The following is a 19,488-nucleotide window of genomic DNA, read 5'->3' on the forward strand; positions in this document are numbered from 1 at the left end:
GAGGCGCGTTTTCTGCCTTTACCGTTAAGAACATCCACCAATGAATTCAACACCTGGGTCTGTTGCACAGACGACAACGGGCGTCGCCGCAGGTCTGGCACTCCTGTATTTCCTTCGCCCGGTACTCATCCCTTTCTTCCTCGCCGTCCTCCTGCGAATTCTCATTTCGGGCATCGTTCTGGTGGTGGTTCGCCTCCTCCCGCGCGCGCCGAAATGGCTGATCCTCGTGGCGACGGCAGCGATTGTGGGTTTCAGCGCCTATAGCATTTTCATCATCACGCTTCAGGGCATCAGCGATCTGATCCAGCAAGCGGCTGACCTTCCCGCGCAGCTCGATCGCCTCATTCGGACGGCCACCGTGGGTTTCGGGCGGAAGTTCGATCTGGCGACGGTGCTCGGGTTGATCGATCTGCCGAAGTTTGAACACACCATCGCGACGTGGCTGGGCGACGCCGTGTCGATGGCGTTTCTGACGCTGATGTTTCTCGTGTTCATGCTGCTTGGCGCCTCACGAAACACTGAACCGAAAATTCTGCGCATCACGACGAGCGAGGCCCGGGCGAATTCTCAGCGCATCGTGCTCAACAAGATCGTGCATGGCGTGCAGGCTTACCTGATCTCGCAGACGGCAATCAATCTGGCGATTGCGGTGATCTCCGCGCTGGTCTTCCGTGTCGCGGAACTGCCCAACACGGCATTCTGGGCCGTGACGGTATTCCTGCTGGCGTTCATGCCTGTCATCGGGCCGTTTGTGGCGAGTGTTGTGCCCGCCCTGTTTGCCGCGATCCATAGCGACTCGATTTCGGTGCCGCTCGCGGTGTTTGTCGTCACGCTTGCCATCTTCCAGATTGCGCACAACCTTGTGCAACCCAAGCTTCAGGCGAAAAGCACCAACACCGACCCATTGGTCGGGATTTTCGCGCTTGGCGTCTGGACGCTGGTCTGGGGCGTGCCCGGGGCCATTCTCTCGACACCGCTGACGGTACTCGTGATGGTGATCGCCGCGCAGTTTCAAAGCAGCCGATGGTTGGCGATTCTTATCTCTCACGACGGCGCGCCCGACGCGGCGCTTGTACCACCCGAGAAGTGAGCGTGTGGTGAACGTGTAGCGAGCTGAACAGACTCGAGTTCTGAAGCACATAAAAAAAAGCCACCTTCGACGAGGTGGCTTTTTTCTTACTGATTCAACGAGGACATCACGCCGCCTGGCGCTTCACTGCCCCCACTTCCGGAGCCGTCAATAGACCGGCGCCATGCCTGTCGGCCGATGCTTGAAGCGCCGGTGCACCCAGTAATACTGCTCGGGGAATCGGACCACTTGTTCCTCAAGGAAGGCGTTCATGCGACGCGCGTCGATCTCATCGCTTCCTGACGGAAAGTCGGCGAGCGGCTCGAAAATCGTCAGCTTGTACCCTTGATAATCCGGGAGCACCTCGGTCACGAACGGCACCACCCGCGCACGCCCCAGTTTCGCAAGACGCGAAACGGCCGTGAGTGTGCAGGCCGGAACGCCGAAGAAAGGGACGAACACGGAGTTGTCGATGCCTTGATCCATATCGGCGGCGATCATGACGGGTTTGCCGGAGCGCAGCAACGCCACAATCTTTTTGCCGCTGGTGGCGCGCTCGATCATCTCTGCACCGAATCGGCCGCGTTGCTTCTTGGCCAGATCGCACAGACCTTTGCTCGACATGCGTGTGTACAGCGATGCCACGGGAAGGTGCGTCGAATAGAGCATGCAACCGACCTCGATGCCGACAAAGTGGAACCCCATGAAGATCGTGGGCGGCGCGTCGGGGTCGTCGAGATCGATTTTGCTGTCGAGCTGGACGATATTCTGGATCGACTTGGCGCTGCCGAACCACTGGATGCCGCGCTCGAGATAGCTGCGAACGACATGGCGGAAGTGGGTTCTGGCGAGCGTCTGATGTTCGGCGCTGGTCTTGTCGGGGAAGCAAAGACGCAGATTGACGAGGACGATATGCTTGCGGCGGCTCGGGAGTGCATACAGGACTGTGCCGACAACCATCCCGAGCCTTGCGACCAACGGATACGGCAGTACGGACAATACGCGTAGCAACGCCACGATGAGCGCGAGGCTGAGGCGTTTCACGGTGAGTTTTCCCTCTGGGGGCCAACGTTGGAGGGCGAATTCAAGCGCCACGCTGACGGCCGTTAGGCTTGTCCTTACATCGTGGCAATGCTTTCGCTTGAGATACTGACCGTGGGTTGCACAACACAAGCTATGGTCAACAAGTGAGCAGATGACTGGAGCTGAGGCGACTCGCGAACTGGCGCAGTGTAACAGGTAGTCCAGTGTCCTTAGCCAACTGTTCCTAGTCGTGGTAGCGGTGGCGGCCTTTCAATGCCTAACCTGCAACGCCCCTCGTTGTGAAACATCACGCCCCGCGCAGTGCCTGCCCCGCCGCCGCCCGTACCCTCAACGCCATCACCAACCCACCAACCAACATCACCGCTGCCACTGCAAACGTCACGCGCATGCCGCCGCTGATGGATTGTGCGGAAGCCATTTCCAGCGCCACGTTTCCGCTCGCGGCACTGAACACCGCGCCCATTACCGAGACGCCGGTAATCAGTCCGAGGTTGCGTGACAGGCTCAGCATGCCGGCGACGACACCCCGCTGCGCCGGATCGGTCTGGCGCATCACCGCCGTATTGTTGGCCCCCTGAAACGTGGCGTAATGGATCGTCATCAGCACCAGCGGTGCCAGATAGCCCAGCACCCCGAAACGCAACGGCATGCACGCCAGCAACCCCGCACCCAACGACATGCCGCTCAGGCCCACGATCGTCATGCGTTGCGCACCGAAACGGTCCACCAGACGTCCCGCCGGTACCCCCGAAAATGCCGACGACAACGGTCCCACCGACATCGTCAGCCCCACCAGCGTTGCCGCCAGCCCCAACCCGTGAGACAGATAAAACGGTCCGACCACGAAGGTCGTCATCATCACGCATGCGACCACCGCACTCATGATCAGGCTGGCAATGAGTCGCGGTTGTCGCAGCAGTGCCAATTGCACCAGCGGCGCCCGTGCCCTGCCCTGCACCATCACAAACAAGATCGCACCCGCCAGCGCCGCCATCAGCAAGCTCACGTTAAGCCCGCCAAAATGGCCACGTCCCAGCGTCATCGCCAAGGCATAAGCCGTCAACGTCAACGCCAGCACCAGCGTGCCTGCGTGGTCAAACCCCGGGCGCGGCGTTGTGCGGCGTGCATCCTCAGCCAGATAGCGATAGGCCAGCCACCAAGCCAGCAACCCCAACGGCACCTGAATCAGGAAGATCGCCCGCCAGCCGATAGCACCAATCACGATGCCGCTCAACGATGGCCCCAGCGACGTGCCGGCGGCAGACATCGTGCCCAACAGTCCCATGGCACTTCCAGTGCGCTCTTTGGGGACGGTGGCACCCACCATTGCCATGGTCAGCGCCATCATGACCGCGCCGCCCACGCCTTGCAGCGCGCGTGCCGCAATCAGCAACGGCAGATTTGGCGCCAAGCCGCATCCGATCGACGCTACGGTGAACAAGCCGATGCCGCCCAACAGCAAACGGCGCCGACCGACCATATCCCCCAGACGCCCGGCGCTGACGATCAGCGACGTGATCGCCAGCAGATAGGCCAGCACCACCCACTGCACGGCCTGAAAGCTCGCGCCGAAGACCTGAGCCAGCGTCGGCAGGCTCACATTGGCAATGCTGGTATCCAGCGACGACATCAGCATCGAAAGGCATAACGCCGCCAGCGCCATGCGCGTGCTGGCGGTGACGGGCGTAGCGGGAGCGCTTGGCGTATTGGGCGTATTGGGCGTATTGGGCGTATTGGGCGTATCGGGTGAATTGGGTGTAACGGCCGAAGCCGTCGAAGGTGGGACGATGACTGTCTTGGGTTGCATAGCCGGTGCCTGTTCATATTGACGATGCAACAAAGCATATCGGCGCTTAATATGTGGCGGAAGACGCAGCATTTGCACTTTATAAATGCATCAGACGCCATCTCTCATTCCTATGACGAGCCCCCTCGTGCGGCCCCCATCATGCAAAAGCCTGACTTCAATCTCCTGCATACCCTCGACGTCTTGCTGGCCGAAGGCAACGTGGCGCGTGCCGCACGGCGGTTACAACTCAGTCCGTCCGCGATGAGCCGGGCGCTGGCCCGCCTGCGCGAGACCACTGGCGACCCTTTGCTGGTGCGCGCCGGGCGTGGTCTGGTGCCCACCCCGCGTGCGCTCGCCTTGCGCGATCAGGTCAGCCAGCTCGTTCAGGACGCCACGACGGTGCTGCGACCGGCCCGACAGGTGGACCTGGCAACACTGGAACGCAGTTTCACCCTGCGCTGCAATGAGGGCTTCGTCGAGACCTTCGGGCCGCAATTGATCGCCCGCGCGGCGGAGACGGCACCCGGCGTACGACTGCGCTTCGTGCAAAAGCCCAACAAGCAAAGCAACGCGCTGCGTGACGGCATCGTGGATCTCGAGACGGGCGTGATCGGCAAGGACACAGGGCCGGAAGTGCGCACACAGGCGTTGTTTCGTGACCGCTTCGTTGGTGTGGTGCGCCTCGGCCATCCTCTGACCCGGGGCAAACTCACGCCGGAACGCTACGCCGCCGGTGACCATGTCTTGGTGTCGCGACGCGGGCTCGATCGCGGTCCGGTCGACGACGTACTGGACGCCATGCAACTGCACCGGCGCGTGGCTGCTATCGTTGGTGGCTTTTCTACCGCGCTGGCGATCGCGCGCGCATCCGATCTGATTGCGGGCGTGCCCGAGCGGCACACTCGCAGCCTTCGTGCCGATATGCACACCTTCACATTGCCGGTCGCGACACCGGTGTTGACGGTCTCGATGCTGTGGCACCCACGCATGGACGCAGACCCGGCACACATCTGGCTGCGAGCGCTGGTGCGCGAGGTGTGCGCAACACCGTGATGTCACTCCATAAAAGAAGGACGTAAACGACAAAGGGTTACGAGAAAACTCGTAACCCTTGTTTCAATCACCACTGCTGGCGCCCTGCGCAGGCGCCGCGTCAAAACTTACAGCGCCATATCCGGCACTTTCTTGATCACGCCCGGATTCGCGACCGGCGCAGTGTTCGGGACGAACCCATCCAGACTCGGCGACGCGATGGCGAGTTGCAGCGTTTCGGCCGTGCTTGCCCATTCCTTCGCCAGCAACTCCGGATTTTCGTTGAGCTTCTTGCCGTAGCTCGGCACGATCTCACGAATCTTTTGCTGCCACGCGGGCGTTTTCATCTGCTCGGGGAACACACGTTCCAGCAGCGAGAGCATGATCGCCGGCGAGGTCGAGCCACCCGGCGACGCGCCCAACAGCGCCGATGCCGAGCGATCTCCCGACACCACGACTTCCGTGCCGAGCTTCAGAATGCCGCCCTTCACCGGATCGTTCTTGATGATCTGCACGCGCTGACCGGCTTCCCACAAACGCCAGTCTGCGTCCTTGGCCTCAGGCATGTAGTGACGCAGCGCATCCATCTTTTGCGATTGCGACAACGCCAACTGCTGCGCCAGATACTTCACCAGCGCAAATTCATGGGCGCCGACCTGCAACTGCGGAATCACGTTGGAAGGCGTCGTTGCCTTGGCCAGATCGAAGTACGAGCCGTTCTTGAGGAACTTGCTCGACCACGTCGCAAACGGTCCGAACAGGATGACCTTCTTGCCGTCGAGCACGCGGGTATCCAGATGGGGCACCGACATGGGGGGCGAACCGGTATCCGCGAGACCGTAGACCTTTGCCAGATGGCGCGAGGCAATCTCGGGCTTGTCCGTCACCAGGAACTCGCCACCAACCGGGAAACCGCCGTATTGCTTGCCTTCCGGAATGCCCGACAGTTGCAGCAGCGGCAAAGCAGCGCCGCCCGCACCGATAAACAGATACTTCGCATCGACCGTCTGGATCTTCGAGCTGTCGTTGACGTCGAAGGCGGACACACGCCACGAACCATCTTCGTTACGCGTGATCGAGCGCACTTCATACCCGGTCGTCACCTTGACCGAGTTACCGCTGAGATGCTTGTAGAACTGGCGCGTGATCTCGCCCAGATTCACGTCGGTCCCGAGCGGCGAGCGCGTGGCGGTCACCACTTCGTCCGGCTTGCGGCCTTCCATCATGATCGGAATCCACTCGGCGATCTTCGCCGGGTCGGTCGTCATTTCCATCCCGGCAAACAGCGGCGATGCCTTCAATGCCTCAACGCGCTTGCGGATGAATTCACGATTCTCCTGTCCGAAGACAAGATTCATGTGCGGCGTCGAGTTGATGAACTCACGCGGATTGCCAAGCACGCCCTTGCGCACTTGATGCGACCAGAACTGGCGCGAAATCTGGAAATTCTCGTTGATGCCGATGGCCTGGGTGATATGAACATTGCCCTTGTCGTCCATCGGGGTGTAGTTCAGCTCACACAGCGCCGAGTGACCAGTGCCGGCGTTGTTCCAGCCGTTCGAGCTTTCTTCCGCGACCTTGTCCAGACGTTCGAACACCTCGAAGGTCCAGTTCGGTTCCAATTCGGACAGATAAACACCCAGCGTTGCGCTCATGATGCCGCCGCCGATGAGCAGCACGTCAACCTTGCGATCTGCCTTGGCGGCACGATACTGACTACCAAACAGGTACGAGTACCCACCCCAGACGGCCGCGGCCCCTACGGCGGCGGCAATGAACTTGCGTCGGGAGAATGGCTTGCGGCCGCCACCAGGCGTCGTCTTGTTGTCCGTTTTATCCATGAGAATCAATCACCTTCAAAAAAACCGTGTGGAGTCGCCGGATCAAACAGTCCCGGGGACAAGCGGTCTCCTCTCACATGCGTTCTTCTCTCATGGGCGCCTGCCTATACCACACTGGCAGACGTCTTAGGGTCGGCGGCTCAGATGCGATGCCGGTTGCCGAGTGACGCGAGGCCCGGATTGTAACGCAGTCCCACGGTCGAGCGCTTGGAAGCCGCAGGATGAGAATGGGCATATCGACACGTTTATTGGGAGGTCACAAAGTCAGACTACGCATATCGCGGCGGAATCGAGGCGTATTCGAGGCGGATTCGCAGCGAAATCGTGGTGTATTCGTGCCGTATTGCGATCAGCGCAAGGCATCCGCCACGAGCTTGCGGAACCAGCGGTGCGCCGCGTCGTTGTGAAACCGGGGATGCCAGAACTGCCGCACGGTGAGGTCCGGCAGGGCAATCGGCAATTCGAACGCATCGACGTGGGCCATCTTGCCGAACAGGTCGGCCAGCTCGTTCGGAATTACGGCGATGAAGTCCGAATTCGCGACCAGACTGGGTACCGCCAGCAGGTAAGGCACTTCGACCCCCACGTTCAACCGGGTGCCGCGCTTGTGCAGTTCCTTGGCGAGGAGTTCGTTGGTCATTGCCAGCGTGGCCGCCACCACGTGCCGCGTATTCATGAACGTCTCGGCGTCCATGGCCGCTACCTTCCCCGCTTTGCCCCGCTTGCTTTCTCCGGCGCGACGAATACCCACCAGCGACCGCGTGAACAGGCGTTGTTGATGCAGATGCTCGCCCATCCGGTCGAGATAGCCGATCGCCAGATCCAGTTCGCCGTCCTGCAAGGCCGCACCGAGTTCGGCGGCGGGCACCTGAATCGGGCGCAGCGTCGCCATCGGGGCATGTTCGGCCAGTGCCGCGAGCAGCCTCGGCAGCAGGACAATCATGCCCATGTCGCTCAGACAGACCGAGAACGTGCGGCGCGTGTCCGTCGGCTCGAACGCGCGGGCGCCCAACACGTCCTGCCGGATCAACGCCAATGCGCGGGAGACGCCATCCGCCACGCGCTCGCCGGTCGGCGTCGGTGCCATGACGGCGCCCGCCCGCACGAACAGATCGTCGCCGAATCGCGTGCGCAGCCGTCCTAGCGCGTGGCTCACCGCCGGTTGTGTCAGCCCGAGGCGCTGCGCCGCACGTGACACGCTGCGCTCCGCCATCAACGCCTCGACGACATAGAGAAAGTTCAGATCGGGGTATTCCACTCGTGTCTCCTGATGGCGTCTGCGCGCCGTGATGCCGCCACTATGCCATCACTGCAATATGCATTGAATTCATAATCTCTATGATTTTCATTTTATAGATTTATACATCGTGGCCGCGTACCTTTGCATCAACACGTCGCGACAGACGTGACAAAGATGAGCATCAGGAGACGATGGCGATGGATTGCGATGTATTGATCGTGGGCGCTGGCCCCGTGGGTTTGTTTTTAGCGGCGTCGCTCGGGCAACAAGGCCTGCGAGTCGAAGTCTTCGACACGAAACCCGGTACCAGCCAGCACCCGGCCGCGAATGCCAACAGCGCGCGCACGATGGAGCACTTCCGGCGCATCGGCGTCTCGGCCCATATTCGCCAGTTGGGGCTCCCCCCGGACCAGTCCCCCGACGTGGCTTACTTCACGGCCATTTCCGGACACGAACTGGCACGGCTTTCGCAACCGGCGTCGCGCGATGCCGTGGCCTATGCCAAGGCGCACAGCTTCACGTGGCCCACGCCGGAGCCGCCGCATCGTTGCTCGCAGCTCTATATAGAACCGGTGCTGCTCGACGCTGCCCGTCGCCAATCGACGTGTAACGTCCACTTCGACGCCACAGTCACCGACCTTGCGCAAGATGCCGAGGGCGTAACCGCGGTCGTCACGCTGGCTCACACGGCGGATCGCCCGGCACAGGTGCGTCGCGTACGCGCCCGCTACGTCGTCGGTTGCGACGGCCCGCGCAGTTTCGTGCGGCGCTCGCTGGGGCTTCGCTACGGCGGCGTGGCCAGTGAGAAGCGATCGTTCATGGGCGGTCAGATGGAGGCCGTGTATTTCTACGCGCCAACGCTCGTCGAAGCGAGCGGCAAGGCACCGGCGTGGCAATACTGGACCTTTGGCCCCACGCAGCGTGCCTTGATCGTGGCCGTAGACGGCCGGGGGCACTTCATCATGAACGTGCAACTCCACGACGATGAAACGCCGTCGGTGGATGTCGTGCGCTCACGCATCGCGCAGGCGCTCGGTGCCGATATTGCGTTCGAAGTGAAGAGTTCGTCCGCGTGGACGGCCGGACACGCCCTCGTGGCGGAGCGCCTGGCCGTCGGCCGCGTGTTTCTCTGCGGTGACGCGGCGCACTTGTTCACGCCGACCGGCGGGCTGGGCTACAACACCGGCATCGACGACGCGGCCAATCTGGCGTGGAAGCTCGTCGCACTGGTGCGCGGAAGTGCCGGTGAAGCACTCGCTCAGAGCTACGACGCCGAACGACGCCCGGCCGGCGAGCGCAACACCGCATTCGCACGCAATTTCGCCGACAGCATCGGCTACGTCGCCCTGCCCCGCGAAGCCTACGAACAAGGCCCGGCAGGCGACGCGGCAAGGCGCGCGGTCGGTGAATACCTCGCGTTTCACGCGCGCCACGAGTTTGTGATTCCCGGTGTCCATCTGGGCACACGATACGAAACATCGCCGCTCCTGACGGCAGAACCCGGCAGCCCGCCCGCCGACAACGCCAATCTCTACGTGCCATGCGCGCGCGCCGGGCATCGCGCCCCACACGCGTGGCTCGCCGACGGCAGTTCTCTGTATGACGCGATGGGACAGCAGTTCACGCTGCTTTGCGCGGATGGTCAGACACCGGATGCCAGCGCGGTAGAAGCCGCCCGAGACGTGCTCGGCGAGATTGCCGTTGTCGTACCGACGTCCGCCGACGCCGCGATGCTCAAGCGACTTTACGAACGCAACTACGTGTTGATCCGCCCCGACCTTCATGTCGCGTGGCGCGGCGATGCCCTCGACGACGCCTTCGTGAGCGCGGCTCGCCGCAGTCTGGCACTGGACCCACGCGATGCGGTTGGCGCCACCGCACAAGCCGCCCCGGATTCGATTTTGCAGTCCTGACCGACCAACGATAGGAACCCCGCCTCACTTCCATTAATCGCTTTTCAGTTGCGACATGCCGGCCACGCGCTTGAATAACAGACGCTGGCAGTCGCAGACCGGTGGCGTCATTGCCGGCTACCTTCAGGAGACAACGATGTACGTAGATTCGACGTCGCAAGCGTCCACGCGTGCCGACACGGCGGTGCGCGGCCAGACGCGCGAGCGCATGACGGCACTGCAACGGCTCACACTTTTCCTCTGCTTTCTGATCGTCGCGGCCGATGGTTTCGACGTGGCCAGCGTCGGCTATGTCGCGCCGCTGCTCAAACATCAATGGTCGCTGAGCCCCGCAGAGCTTGGGCCGGTCTTCGGGGCGGGCCTGTTCGGCCTGACCATTGGCAGCTTTCTCTTCGGCCCGCTTGCCGACCGCATCGGCCGCAAGCGCGTCATCCTGATCTCGATGTTTCTGTTCGGTATCGGCAGCCTCGCGTGCGCGTGGTCGCCCTCCGTCGGCTGGCTCGTCTTTCTTCGGTTCCTGACCGGCGCGGGACTGGGCGGCGCCATGCCCAACGCCATCACGCTGTCGTCGGAATACAGCCCGGCGCACAACCGCGCATGGCTCGTCACGCTGATGTTCTGCGGCTTTACGCTCGGACTCGCCTGCGGCGGCTATGTCGCGGCGTGGCTGATTCCGCACTTCGGCTGGCAAGGCGTTTTCATCTTCGGCGGGCTGGCACCGCTCGTTCTGGTGCCGGTCGTCGCGTGGCAATTGCCCGAGTCGCTGCGCTTTATGGCGGGCAAACCGGCTTTCGCAAAGCAGATGCAACGCACGCTCGCCCGTCTGGGTGAACGTGGCGCGGCGTCTTTTGCGGCGGAAGCCATGGCGGAACGCCAGCAGGCCGAAGGGGCGAATGGCGCGCACGGCACGAACGCCGTCGCAGAGCGCCCGGTGGCAACCCTCTTCAATGCCCACTACCGCACCGGCACGCTGCTGCTGTGGCTGGCGTTCTTTTGCACGCTGTGGGTCTACTACCAGATCAGCAGTTGGCTGCCGACGGTACTTACCGAAAGCGGAATCGGCGTGGCACATGCGGCGCAAGTGGGCGCAATGCTGCCGATCGGCGGCACGCTCGGGTCGTTGCTCAATGCGCGTCTGATGGACCGGTTCAATCCGTTTGTCGTGCTCGCGTTCTCTTATGTCGTCGCCGCCGTCTCCATTGCGCTCATCGGCACGTCGCTGCATTCGACGACGCTGGTTTTCGTCACCGTGTTCTTCGCCGGGTTCGGTTTGTCGGGGGCGCAGACCGGCGCCAACGTGCTCGTCGCGGGCTTCTACACCACCGGGGCGCGTGCCACGGGCGTGAGCTGGGCGCTTGGCGTCGGGCGTGTCGGTTCGATCATCGGGTCGATGACCGGTGGTTTGCTGCTCGCCGCCCTGTCGTCCGTGCAGGTGTCGTTCGTCGTGTTCGCGGTGCCGGCCGTGATCGCCGGCATTGCCATGATCGCCAACGGTCTGCGCTACCGCCGTCAGATGGCGTCCGCGTAACGGCGGTCACCGCTGCTCCTCACATTCAATCTTTCTTCCTCTGGAGTCACCATGCGTTTTGTCAGCTTTGAACTCGACGGCAAGTCCTGCCTCGGTGTGCGCGATGCCGAGAGCATCCGCGTGCTCGGCGAATATGCCCTCGAAGACCTGCTTGCCGATGGCGTCGATCTCGTCGCATTTGCCAAGGCCAATCCGTCCTCGCGTCACGTCAGCGCCGACACCGTGCGTTTGCTGGCACCGTTGCGCCGCCCGCCGAAGATCCTTTGCGTCGGCTTGAACTACCGCGACCACTCGGCTGAGAGCCAATACGCCCAGCCGGACTATCCGACGCTCTTTACTCGTGTGAATACGAGCCTCGTCGCGCACGACGCGCCGATCGTCCGGCCGGATGTGCCCGACAGCGAAGGCGTCGACTATGAAGGCGAGTTGGCCGTGGTGATCGGTCGCGGCGGCCGCCATATCCGTCACGAAGACGCGCTGGATCACGTCGCGGGCTACTCGGTGTTCAACGACGGGTCCATTCGCGAATACCAGTTCAAGACGCCCCAATGGACCATGGGCAAGAACTTCGACGCCACCGGCGCGTTCGGCCCCGATCTGGTGACGGCCGACGAATTGCCGGCAGGCGCACGTGGCTTGCTGTTGCAGACGCGTCTGAACGGCGAAGTCGTGCAGTCGGCCAGCACCGACGACATGGTGTTCGACGTTGCCACGTTGATCGAGGTCATCAGTCAGGCCATCACGCTGGAGCCGGGCGACGTGATCGTGGCCGGTACGCCGTCGGGCATTGGCTGGGCACGCACGCCGAAGCTGCTGATGCGCGAAGGCGACGTATGCGAAGTCGAAATCGAGCGCGTGGGCCTGTTGCGCAACGCGATTGCCGACGAAGTGACGCTGCGCAAGTCGCGCGCCTGATGCTTACCTGCTGCCGGCATCGCGCGAACCGCGTGCGATGCCGGCAGGTCTTTGCCCGGAGGACGTCATGACTGCATCGCCATTGCCCGGCGCGCCGTGCGCCGTGCATTCGATCGATCACTTTGCACTCAACGTGCCGTCGCTGGCACAAGCGCAGCATTTCTTCACAGCATTCGGTCTGGAAGTGAGCGAAGCCGCCGCGTCCGGTCAAGCACTCGACCTCCGTGCGGCGGACGGCCATCGCTGGGCGCGCGTGCTGCCGGCGGACGGCAAGTCGCTTGCCTATCTGCAATTCAACTGCTTTGCGCAGGATTTCGACGCGCTGCGTGCACAGGTAGTGCGAGCGGGGGCAACGCCTGCGGACGCACCGGCGTCGCTCAAGAACACCGGCGTCAGTCCGCCCGACGCCGGTTTCTGGTTCCACGACCCCGACGGCAACCTGATCGGCGTGCGCGCCGGCGTGAAGACATCGCCCGACGCGAAACCGTCGTTCACGCTGAATTCCACCGCCAACGGTGCGCGAGGCACGCATTGCCGGCACGACGTGGTGCAGGTACGGCCACGCCGCCTGTCGCATGTGCTGCTCTTTACGCCTGACGTTCTGGGCTCGCTGGCGTTCTACAGCAACGCACTCGGGCTACGGTTGTCGGACCGCTCGCAGGATCTCATCGCCTTCACACATGCGCCGCACGGCTGCGACCACCATCTGGTGGCCTTCGCGAAGAGCCATGCGCGCGGCTGGCACCACTGCTCATGGGACGTTGCGAGCCTGGACGAAGTCGGCAATGGCGCTGCGCAGATGGCGGCGGCGGGCTACCGCCACGGCTGGGGCACAGGACGGCATGTGCTCGGCTCGAACTACTTCCACTACGTGCAGGACCCGTGGGGATCGTTCAGCGAGTACTCGGCCGACATCGACTACGTCGCGAAGGACCAGACATGGCCCGCCGGTGACTTCGACCCCGAAGACTCGCTGTACCTGTGGGGCCCTGAAGTGCCCGCCGATTTCATTCGCAATACGGATACCCCTGCCGACACACCTATAGATATCCCTCGCGCCTGAGCGCGTCGGCACAACAGACCAGACACACTGGCATCGACTGAGGAGACAGCAATGAAAGCAGCAACGGTGCGCCTGATGGGCGTAACGGCGACGGCGCTCGCCTGTTTGAACGCGAGTCCGGCATTCGCACAGAGCAACATCCAGCTATATGGCGTGCTCGACACGGGCATCGAATTCGTCACGCACGCCGGACCGACGGGCGATAGCCTCTGGCGCGTACCCGGCATCACAGGGACGATGCCCTCACGCTGGGGCATTCGCGGTAACGAGGATCTCGGCGGCGGCCTGCATGCATTGTTCACGCTTGAGAACGGGTTCAATGTGCGCGCTGGCGATGTGAATCAGGGCGGACGGCTGTTCGGCCGCCAGTCGTGGGTCGGGTTGCAGAACGACTGGGGAACGCTGAGCTTCGGGCGCCAGTATTCGATGACGTTCTGGGCGCTGTCCGACGCGGATATTCTCGGGCCGGACATCTACGGCGGACTGGGGTCGTTCGACGCGTATATCCCGAATGCCCGCAGCGATAACACCGTTGCCTACAAACAGACGTGGCAGGGCCTGACGTTCGGCGCGACATGGTCGTTCGGGCGCGACAACGGTGGCACGGGCAACTCGCCGGGGCAAGGCACCTGCGCGGGGAACGGCACGGGGGCGAACGGTTCACCGGCTTGCCGCCAATGGTCGGCCATGCTGCGCTACGACACGGCGTCGTTCGGCGTTGCCACTGCCTACGATCAACAGCGCGGCGGCCCGGGCGCAGCGGCAAACTTCTTCGACGGCGTGGCCCCTGTCGCTATCGCAGGCAGTGGCGCGACCGACACGCGCATTCAGGTCAACGGCTATGTCAAAGGCGGCAGCTGGAAAGTCGGCGGCGGGTGGCTCGGGCGGCGCGTGAGTACCGACGCAGCCGGGCTGCCCGGCGTCAACTCGGACATGTTCTATCTGACGGCGTCGTACACATTGGCACCGCAGTATGTGATCGACGGCGGCGTGTATCGCATCGTGAATGCGCAACACGATACCCGCGGGACCATTGCCGCATTGCGTGGCACGTGGCTGCTCTCCCGCCGCTCGGCGGTGTACCTGCAAACCGGCTATCTGTTCAACAGTGCGCGTGCGGCGTACACCCTCAGCCAAGGTGGCGCGGGGGCTTCGCCGAACGCGGGGGTGAACCAGCTAGGGGTGATGGCCGGGGTGCGTCATACGTTCTGACGTCGCTGGTTAAATCGGACGGGCGCGCACTCTGGGTATCACAGCGCGCCCTTTCCGCCGTCTTCGAGCAACTTCAGGAGCGGCGGCGACTTGAACATCGTCTCCGGTTGCACCCGTTCCCAGAGGCTCCCGAGTCCTTGCTGCCGGCCGCGCTCGTCCTCATGCCGCAACCACTGTTCAACCGTGCGGATGCGGTTCGGATGAATGTCGTCGAGCAATGCGTAGTCACGCTGGATGACGTTGTGTTTCCAGACATTCCAGAAGCCAGTGAAGTTGTCCCGGAAGCTCATCGTGCTGTTGTCGTTCGGATCGGCGTTGTAGCCGGCGGGACGGAGTGCGGCGGTCTTGAGCGGGCCGTTCCAGTAGGTGTCCAGATCCGTGTCGATGTAACGCGCCGGATGCCCCGTCACTCGCTCGAACGCCTCGGCGAGTTGGTGGTACCCAACCGGCTCGATCGCGACTTCAAGGTTCATCCCGTTCGCACACTCGGCATTGTCGAACAGCCAACGCGCGTAGTAGCCGCAATCGGCCAAGGCAACGTGCGGCACGGCGCCGTTGCCGAGTGGCACGCGCCACGTCAGCACACCGTCTTCCACGAACGGCATCATCGGCGTCATGGCTGAAATGGCCATCTCCATATACGGCCCGGTCGTGAACACCGCCGCGCCCATACGCTCACGGTTGGTCTGGTTTTGGAACAGGATCCACTCGCCGATACGCCCTTTGCCGTCATAGTGGCCGACGCGGAAGCGCGAGTCGTAGCCCGCCTTCTTCAATGCGTAGTCGAGGTTGCCGTACACGAAGAACCTGACGCCCTCCTCCAGTGCGATTTCGTAGGCCCGGATGGCCCAATACATCTCTGTCTTTTCGCCAGTGTTGAAGCCGTCGAGATTGATGTAGGCCCCATCGCAGCCCCGGAAGCCTTCTCGCAGCACGGCTTCGTCGGCAAACGTGCCTTTCAGGATGGATACGTTGCCGAGCGCGAGCAATGCCTTGGCCCGCCGGGACTCGGGGTCGCGGCTTAGCGCGCGCACGGCGTACTTGCCGTCGGCCACGAGCGCGTTGATGACGGGCAAACCCTGCGCGCCAGTGCCGCCGACGACGAAGATCCGGGAGATGGAATGGGAGGACATGCGTGTTTCCTTACGTAGCTGGACGGGACACCCCCGGACCAAAAGACGCGTCTTCGGGTGAATTTGTTGCTCTTATAATAAGAGTGACTAATTCGCACGGCAAGTACTTTCGATGACGCGAAGCGAACGTGACTCTTATAATGAGACCCGCTGACTGACGACGGTCGGCCTACTCAGGGAAAACTGCGCATGCGCTCAAAAGGTTTCGACGGCATGGTGTGTTCGATCGCTGGTGTCATGGCGGCGCTCGGCGATCGATGGGGCGTGCTGATTCTGCGCGATCTCGTCGTGGGGCTCAGGCGATATGACGAGCTACGCCAGTCGTCCGGCATCACCAATGCGACGCTCAGCGACCGTCTCAAGCATCTGGAGACTAACGGCCTCGTCGAGCGCAGGCGCTATCAGCTGAACCCCGAGCGATTCGAATATCTGCTGACGCCCAGCGGCAAAGCGGTTGCTGCGTTACTGCCGGTGCTCGCTCAGATCGGCGACAAGTTGGAGATGTCTGGTGCCTCGGCCCCGCCGATGACGTTCGTGAACCGAAACACCGGGGCCGAGGTCCGGTGGACGTTTATCGATCAGGCGACGGGCGAGCCGGTGAGCGCCGATGATCTGGCCGTCAAGGAAGGACCGGGCGCGGACGATCTGGTGCGCTGGCGGTTGTCCCAAGGCGAACAACACCGCCATCAAACCTGATCGGCGCGGCGGCCGACGTGAGTCAGCGCGTTCGCCACGGCACGAGACGCCTCTCCAGTGCGCGCATGCCGAGATCGAAGCACCACGCGATGCCGCCGATCAGCACAATCCCCATGACCACGACGTCGGTGCGAAGGAAGCTCGATGCATTGAGCACCATTTGGCCGAGGCCTGCCGTTGCGGCCACCATTTCTGCCGCGACGAGCGTCGTCCAGCCGAAGCCGATCGAAATGCGTAGCCCCGTGAGGATTTCCGGCAATGCCGCCGGCAGAATCACGTGGCGAACCACTTGCGCGAAGCTCCCGCCAAGTGAGTACGCGGCGTGGATCTGCTCGGTCGTGGCACTTCGGGCGCCGGCCCGCGCTGCCATTGCAATTGGCGCAAAGCATGCCAGATAGATGACGACGATCTTGGCGATCTCGTCGATCCCGAACCAGATGACCACGAGTGGCAGGTAGGCCAAGGGCGGCAACGGCCGGTAGAACTCAAGCACCGGGTCGAGCAGGCCACGGGCGACGCGGCTCACCCCCATCAGAATGCCCACGGGGACGGCCGTCACTGTCGCCAGCAAAAATGCCCCGAACACACGCAAGGCACTCCAGGCGAAATGCTCGGATAAGGGCAGTCCGCCTTGAATCCGCCCATGAACGGCGTCGAGGAACGCGCGCCACACCGCTTCGGGCGCCGGCAGGAAAAGCGGGGGAATCCATCGAAAATGCGTCGATAACCACCACAGCGCACCGATCGTCACGATCGCGGCGACGCTCAGACCGGCCGTCGGCCCTTCGCCGGGCATACGCCAGATGCGCGCCCGCTGGGTGTTGGTCTGCGATGCCGGTTGCGCGGGATGCGCCACGTGCGTGTTCGGCACGTTCGCCACGTTTGACACAGTAGTTTCGGATGCCATGGAGATCAGACTGTCGAAGCGGTCGAAACGGTCGAAGCGTCGGGGACCGACTCGCGCAGGCGGTGCACCAGTCGTTCGCGCCACGCAATGAAGTCGGCGGATGACTTGACGGCGCGCGCATCGCGGGACGCCAGATACTGCCGCGAGAACGGCAGGTCGTGACTCTCGGCGATACGCCCCGGGCTGGGTGTCATGACGATGATGCGTGTGGCGAGAAACAGGGCCTCTTCGACGCTGTGCGTGATGAAGAAGATCGTCTTGTGCGTGCGCGCCCAGATGTCGAGCACCAGCTCTTGCATCGTTTCCCGGGTCATGGCGTCCAACGCGCCCATCGGCTCATCCATGAGCAGCACGCGCGGATCGTTGGCCAGTGCGCGCGCGATGCCGACCCGCTGTTGCATGCCGCCGGACAACTCATCCACGCGGGCCTCGGCATGCCGCTCAAGGCCAACCAGCGCCAGCGTGCGGCGTGCCGACGCCCGGCGTTGCGCCTTCGGCACCCCCTGAAAGCGAAGGCCGAGCGCGACGTTATCGACCACGTTCAGCCATGGCAGCAAGGCGTAGCGCTGGAACACCACCCCGCGCTCGGCACCCGGGCCGGAGACCGGTACGCCATCGAGCTGCACCTCGCCCTCGTTGGCCTGCACAAACCCCGCGATGCAGTTGAGCAGCGTGGTCTTGCCACAGCCGGACGCGCCGAGTACGACGACAAAATCGCCCGTATCGATGCGCAGGTTGACGTTGTCGAGGGCGACATGGGTGGCGGCGCTGCCCTGCCCGCCGCCTTTTGCGCCGCCCACACCGCTTACACCGTCATACGCGACGCGAAGCCGCCGGATATCCAGCCCGCCGTTTTTCACGCCCGGCTGTGCCTCCGCAGCGTGAGCGGTGCCAAGTGCAAGGCTCATATCACTCGACTCAACGTGCGGCACGCTGCACGAAGCTGGCATCGACGCCGACGGAGTAGTCCGGCAGTTCCGTCTGAATCGTGCCTTGCGCCTTCAGGAACGCTGCCGTCGCGGCAAGCGATTTGGCGGCCCCGGATTGCGCGCCGCCGCCCAGCCAGACGTTCGAGGCCTGCTGTGCGGGCGTGGGGAACGCATATAACGCGAGGCTTGCCGGAACCTCGTCGGCATTCGCGCCAGACTCCTTGGCAACGGCGGCCACTTGTGCCGACCCCGCCGTCCACGCTGCCTTGTGTTCGCGATAGTTCGCGTCGGTGGCGGCGAGCACCTTGACGAAGCCGTCGACGAAGTCCTTGTTCTCGCGGGCAAATTTCCGGTCGACCACGAAGCCGTCGAACGTGGCCTTGCCGGTCGATTTCGCGATGGCCCCCGACGTTGTCAGCACTTTGCCGTTCTTCTTGACCTTGGCGAGCACCGGGTCCCAGATGTAAGTCGCGTCGATATCACCCCGCTCCCACGCGGCGGCGATTTCGGGCGGACGCAGATTGACGATCTTGACCTTGGCCGGGTCGACGCCTGCCGCCTGAAGGGCCACCAGCGTGTGGAAGTGGGACGTGGAGACGAACGGCACACCAATCTTCTTGCCGTTCAACTGTTTGACCGATGCAACGCCAGAACCGTCACGAGCCACCAGCGCTTCGGCGTCGTTGATGTTGTCGAGAATCCAGAACAGCGACAGATCGACGCCCTGCGACAGACCGGCGGCAATCGGGCTGGAGCCGGCCTCGCCGAGCTGCACCGACCCGGAGGCGAGTGCGCGAATGACATCGGCGCCGCTCCCCAGTTTGCGGTAGGTGACCTTGTAACCGGTGGCGCGCTCGACTTCGCCGGTCGCTTGCGCATAGCGCCACGGAACCACCATGTCCTGATACGCAATCACGACTTCCTTGGACTGCGCGATTGCGGGCGCGGCGTAGGTCGTGGAAAAAGCCAAGGCGCCAAAGGCCGTCAGGATGGCGAGCGGGCGAAGCAGTCGATTCATTGAAATCCCCATTCTTCTAGTTGGAAGAGACGACCCACTATAGACAGGGGGGCGAGGCCGCGTGCCAATCGATTGGCACTTGCTTATACCGTCGCGATGAAAATGCTTTCGCTGAATTTGGCGTAAAACTTGAGCGCAAAAAAAGGGGACCCGAAGGTC

At 63.0% G+C, this 19,488-nt stretch carries 16 protein-coding genes; 8 read left to right on the forward strand and 8 right to left on the reverse strand.

The window, feature by feature from the left end; genetic code table 11:
* Positions 1-40 precede the first annotated feature (40 nt).
* The gene (locus tag CDV44_RS07555) at positions 41-1,090 is read left to right on the forward strand and encodes an AI-2E family transporter (RefSeq protein WP_087687478.1); all 1,050 of its coding nucleotides are present in this window, start codon (positions 41-43) and stop codon (positions 1,088-1,090) included.
* Positions 1,091-1,237: 147 nt separating this feature from the next.
* On the opposite strand, the gene CDV44_RS07560 is transcribed toward CDV44_RS07555, so the two are convergent.
* Both CDV44_RS07560 and CDV44_RS07565 read right to left on the reverse strand, forming a co-directional pair.
* Entirely contained in the window at positions 1,238-2,113 is an 876-nt protein-coding gene (locus tag CDV44_RS07560) for a lipid A biosynthesis lauroyl acyltransferase (RefSeq protein ID WP_087687479.1), read from the reverse strand.
* 286 nt (positions 2,114-2,399) lie between these two features.
* Positions 2,400-3,920, reverse strand: a complete 1,521-nt coding sequence (locus tag CDV44_RS07565) for an MFS transporter (RefSeq protein WP_371328740.1) — start codon at positions 3,918-3,920, stop codon at positions 2,400-2,402.
* A gap of 141 nt (positions 3,921-4,061) precedes the next feature.
* Here CDV44_RS07565 and CDV44_RS07570 point away from each other — a divergent pair, with 141 nt between their 5' ends.
* The gene (locus tag CDV44_RS07570; RefSeq protein WP_087687481.1) at positions 4,062-4,955 is read left to right on the forward strand and encodes a LysR family transcriptional regulator; all 894 of its coding nucleotides are present in this window, start codon (positions 4,062-4,064) and stop codon (positions 4,953-4,955) included.
* A 107-nt stretch (positions 4,956-5,062) separates the two neighbouring features.
* On the opposite strand, the gene mqo is transcribed toward CDV44_RS07570, so the two are convergent.
* On the reverse strand, positions 5,063-6,775 hold the full coding sequence (gene mqo / locus CDV44_RS07575) for a malate dehydrogenase (quinone) (protein ID WP_087687482.1): 1,713 nt from the start codon (positions 6,773-6,775) through the stop codon (positions 5,063-5,065).
* Between the two features lie 349 nt (positions 6,776-7,124).
* Positions 7,125-8,033, reverse strand: a complete 909-nt coding sequence (locus CDV44_RS07580; RefSeq protein WP_087687483.1) for a LysR family transcriptional regulator — start codon at positions 8,031-8,033, stop codon at positions 7,125-7,127.
* A 179-nt stretch (positions 8,034-8,212) separates the two neighbouring features.
* Here CDV44_RS07580 and CDV44_RS07585 point away from each other — a divergent pair, with 179 nt between their 5' ends.
* From CDV44_RS07585 to CDV44_RS07605, 5 genes are all read left to right on the forward strand, one after another.
* Positions 8,213-9,928 carry an FAD-dependent monooxygenase gene (locus tag CDV44_RS07585; protein WP_170935893.1) on the forward strand — a complete coding sequence of 572 codons (1,716 nt, stop codon included), beginning with the start codon at positions 8,213-8,215 and terminating at the stop codon, positions 9,926-9,928.
* Between the two features lie 136 nt (positions 9,929-10,064).
* Entirely contained in the window at positions 10,065-11,456 is a 1,392-nt protein-coding gene (locus CDV44_RS07590; RefSeq protein WP_087687949.1) for an aromatic acid/H+ symport family MFS transporter, read from the forward strand.
* Between the two features lie 51 nt (positions 11,457-11,507).
* The gene (locus CDV44_RS07595; protein ID WP_087687485.1) at positions 11,508-12,371 is read left to right on the forward strand and encodes a fumarylacetoacetate hydrolase family protein; all 864 of its coding nucleotides are present in this window, start codon (positions 11,508-11,510) and stop codon (positions 12,369-12,371) included.
* Positions 12,372-12,438: 67 nt separating this feature from the next.
* On the forward strand, positions 12,439-13,434 hold the full coding sequence (locus CDV44_RS07600) for a VOC family protein (RefSeq protein ID WP_087687486.1): 996 nt from the start codon (positions 12,439-12,441) through the stop codon (positions 13,432-13,434).
* Between the two features lie 75 nt (positions 13,435-13,509).
* Entirely contained in the window at positions 13,510-14,646 is a 1,137-nt protein-coding gene (locus CDV44_RS07605; protein ID WP_371328746.1) for a porin, read from the forward strand.
* Positions 14,647-14,684: 38 nt separating this feature from the next.
* On the opposite strand, the gene CDV44_RS07610 is transcribed toward CDV44_RS07605, so the two are convergent.
* A complete protein-coding gene (locus tag CDV44_RS07610) occupies positions 14,685-15,779 on the reverse strand; it encodes an NmrA family NAD(P)-binding protein (RefSeq protein ID WP_087687488.1) in 1,095 nt (364 codons plus the stop codon).
* A gap of 189 nt (positions 15,780-15,968) precedes the next feature.
* On the opposite strand from CDV44_RS07610, the gene CDV44_RS07615 reads away from it, so the two are divergent.
* Positions 15,969-16,475 (forward strand): helix-turn-helix domain-containing protein, encoded by a 507-nt coding sequence (locus CDV44_RS07615; protein ID WP_087687489.1) that lies wholly within the window; start codon positions 15,969-15,971, stop codon positions 16,473-16,475.
* 22 nt (positions 16,476-16,497) lie between these two features.
* On the opposite strand, the gene CDV44_RS07620 is transcribed toward CDV44_RS07615, so the two are convergent.
* Genes CDV44_RS07620 through tauA form a run of 3 tightly spaced genes read right to left on the reverse strand, consistent with a single transcriptional unit; the run spans position 16,498 to position 19,329 of the window.
* Positions 16,498-17,382, reverse strand: coding sequence for an ABC transporter permease subunit (locus CDV44_RS07620; protein WP_087687490.1), 885 nt, complete (start codon positions 17,380-17,382; stop codon positions 16,498-16,500).
* A 5-nt stretch (positions 17,383-17,387) separates the two neighbouring features.
* Complete coding sequence (locus CDV44_RS07625; protein WP_087687491.1) at positions 17,388-18,290, reverse strand: taurine ABC transporter ATP-binding protein; 903 nt, start codon at positions 18,288-18,290, stop codon at positions 17,388-17,390.
* 10 nt (positions 18,291-18,300) lie between these two features.
* The gene (gene tauA, locus CDV44_RS07630; protein ID WP_087687492.1) at positions 18,301-19,329 is read right to left on the reverse strand and encodes a taurine ABC transporter substrate-binding protein; all 1,029 of its coding nucleotides are present in this window, start codon (positions 19,327-19,329) and stop codon (positions 18,301-18,303) included.
* Positions 19,330-19,488 lie beyond the last annotated feature (159 nt).

Origin of the sequence: Pandoraea sp. PE-S2R-1, assembly GCF_002179865.1 — a bacterium.
Classification (GTDB): Bacteria; Pseudomonadota; Gammaproteobacteria; order Burkholderiales; family Burkholderiaceae; genus Pandoraea.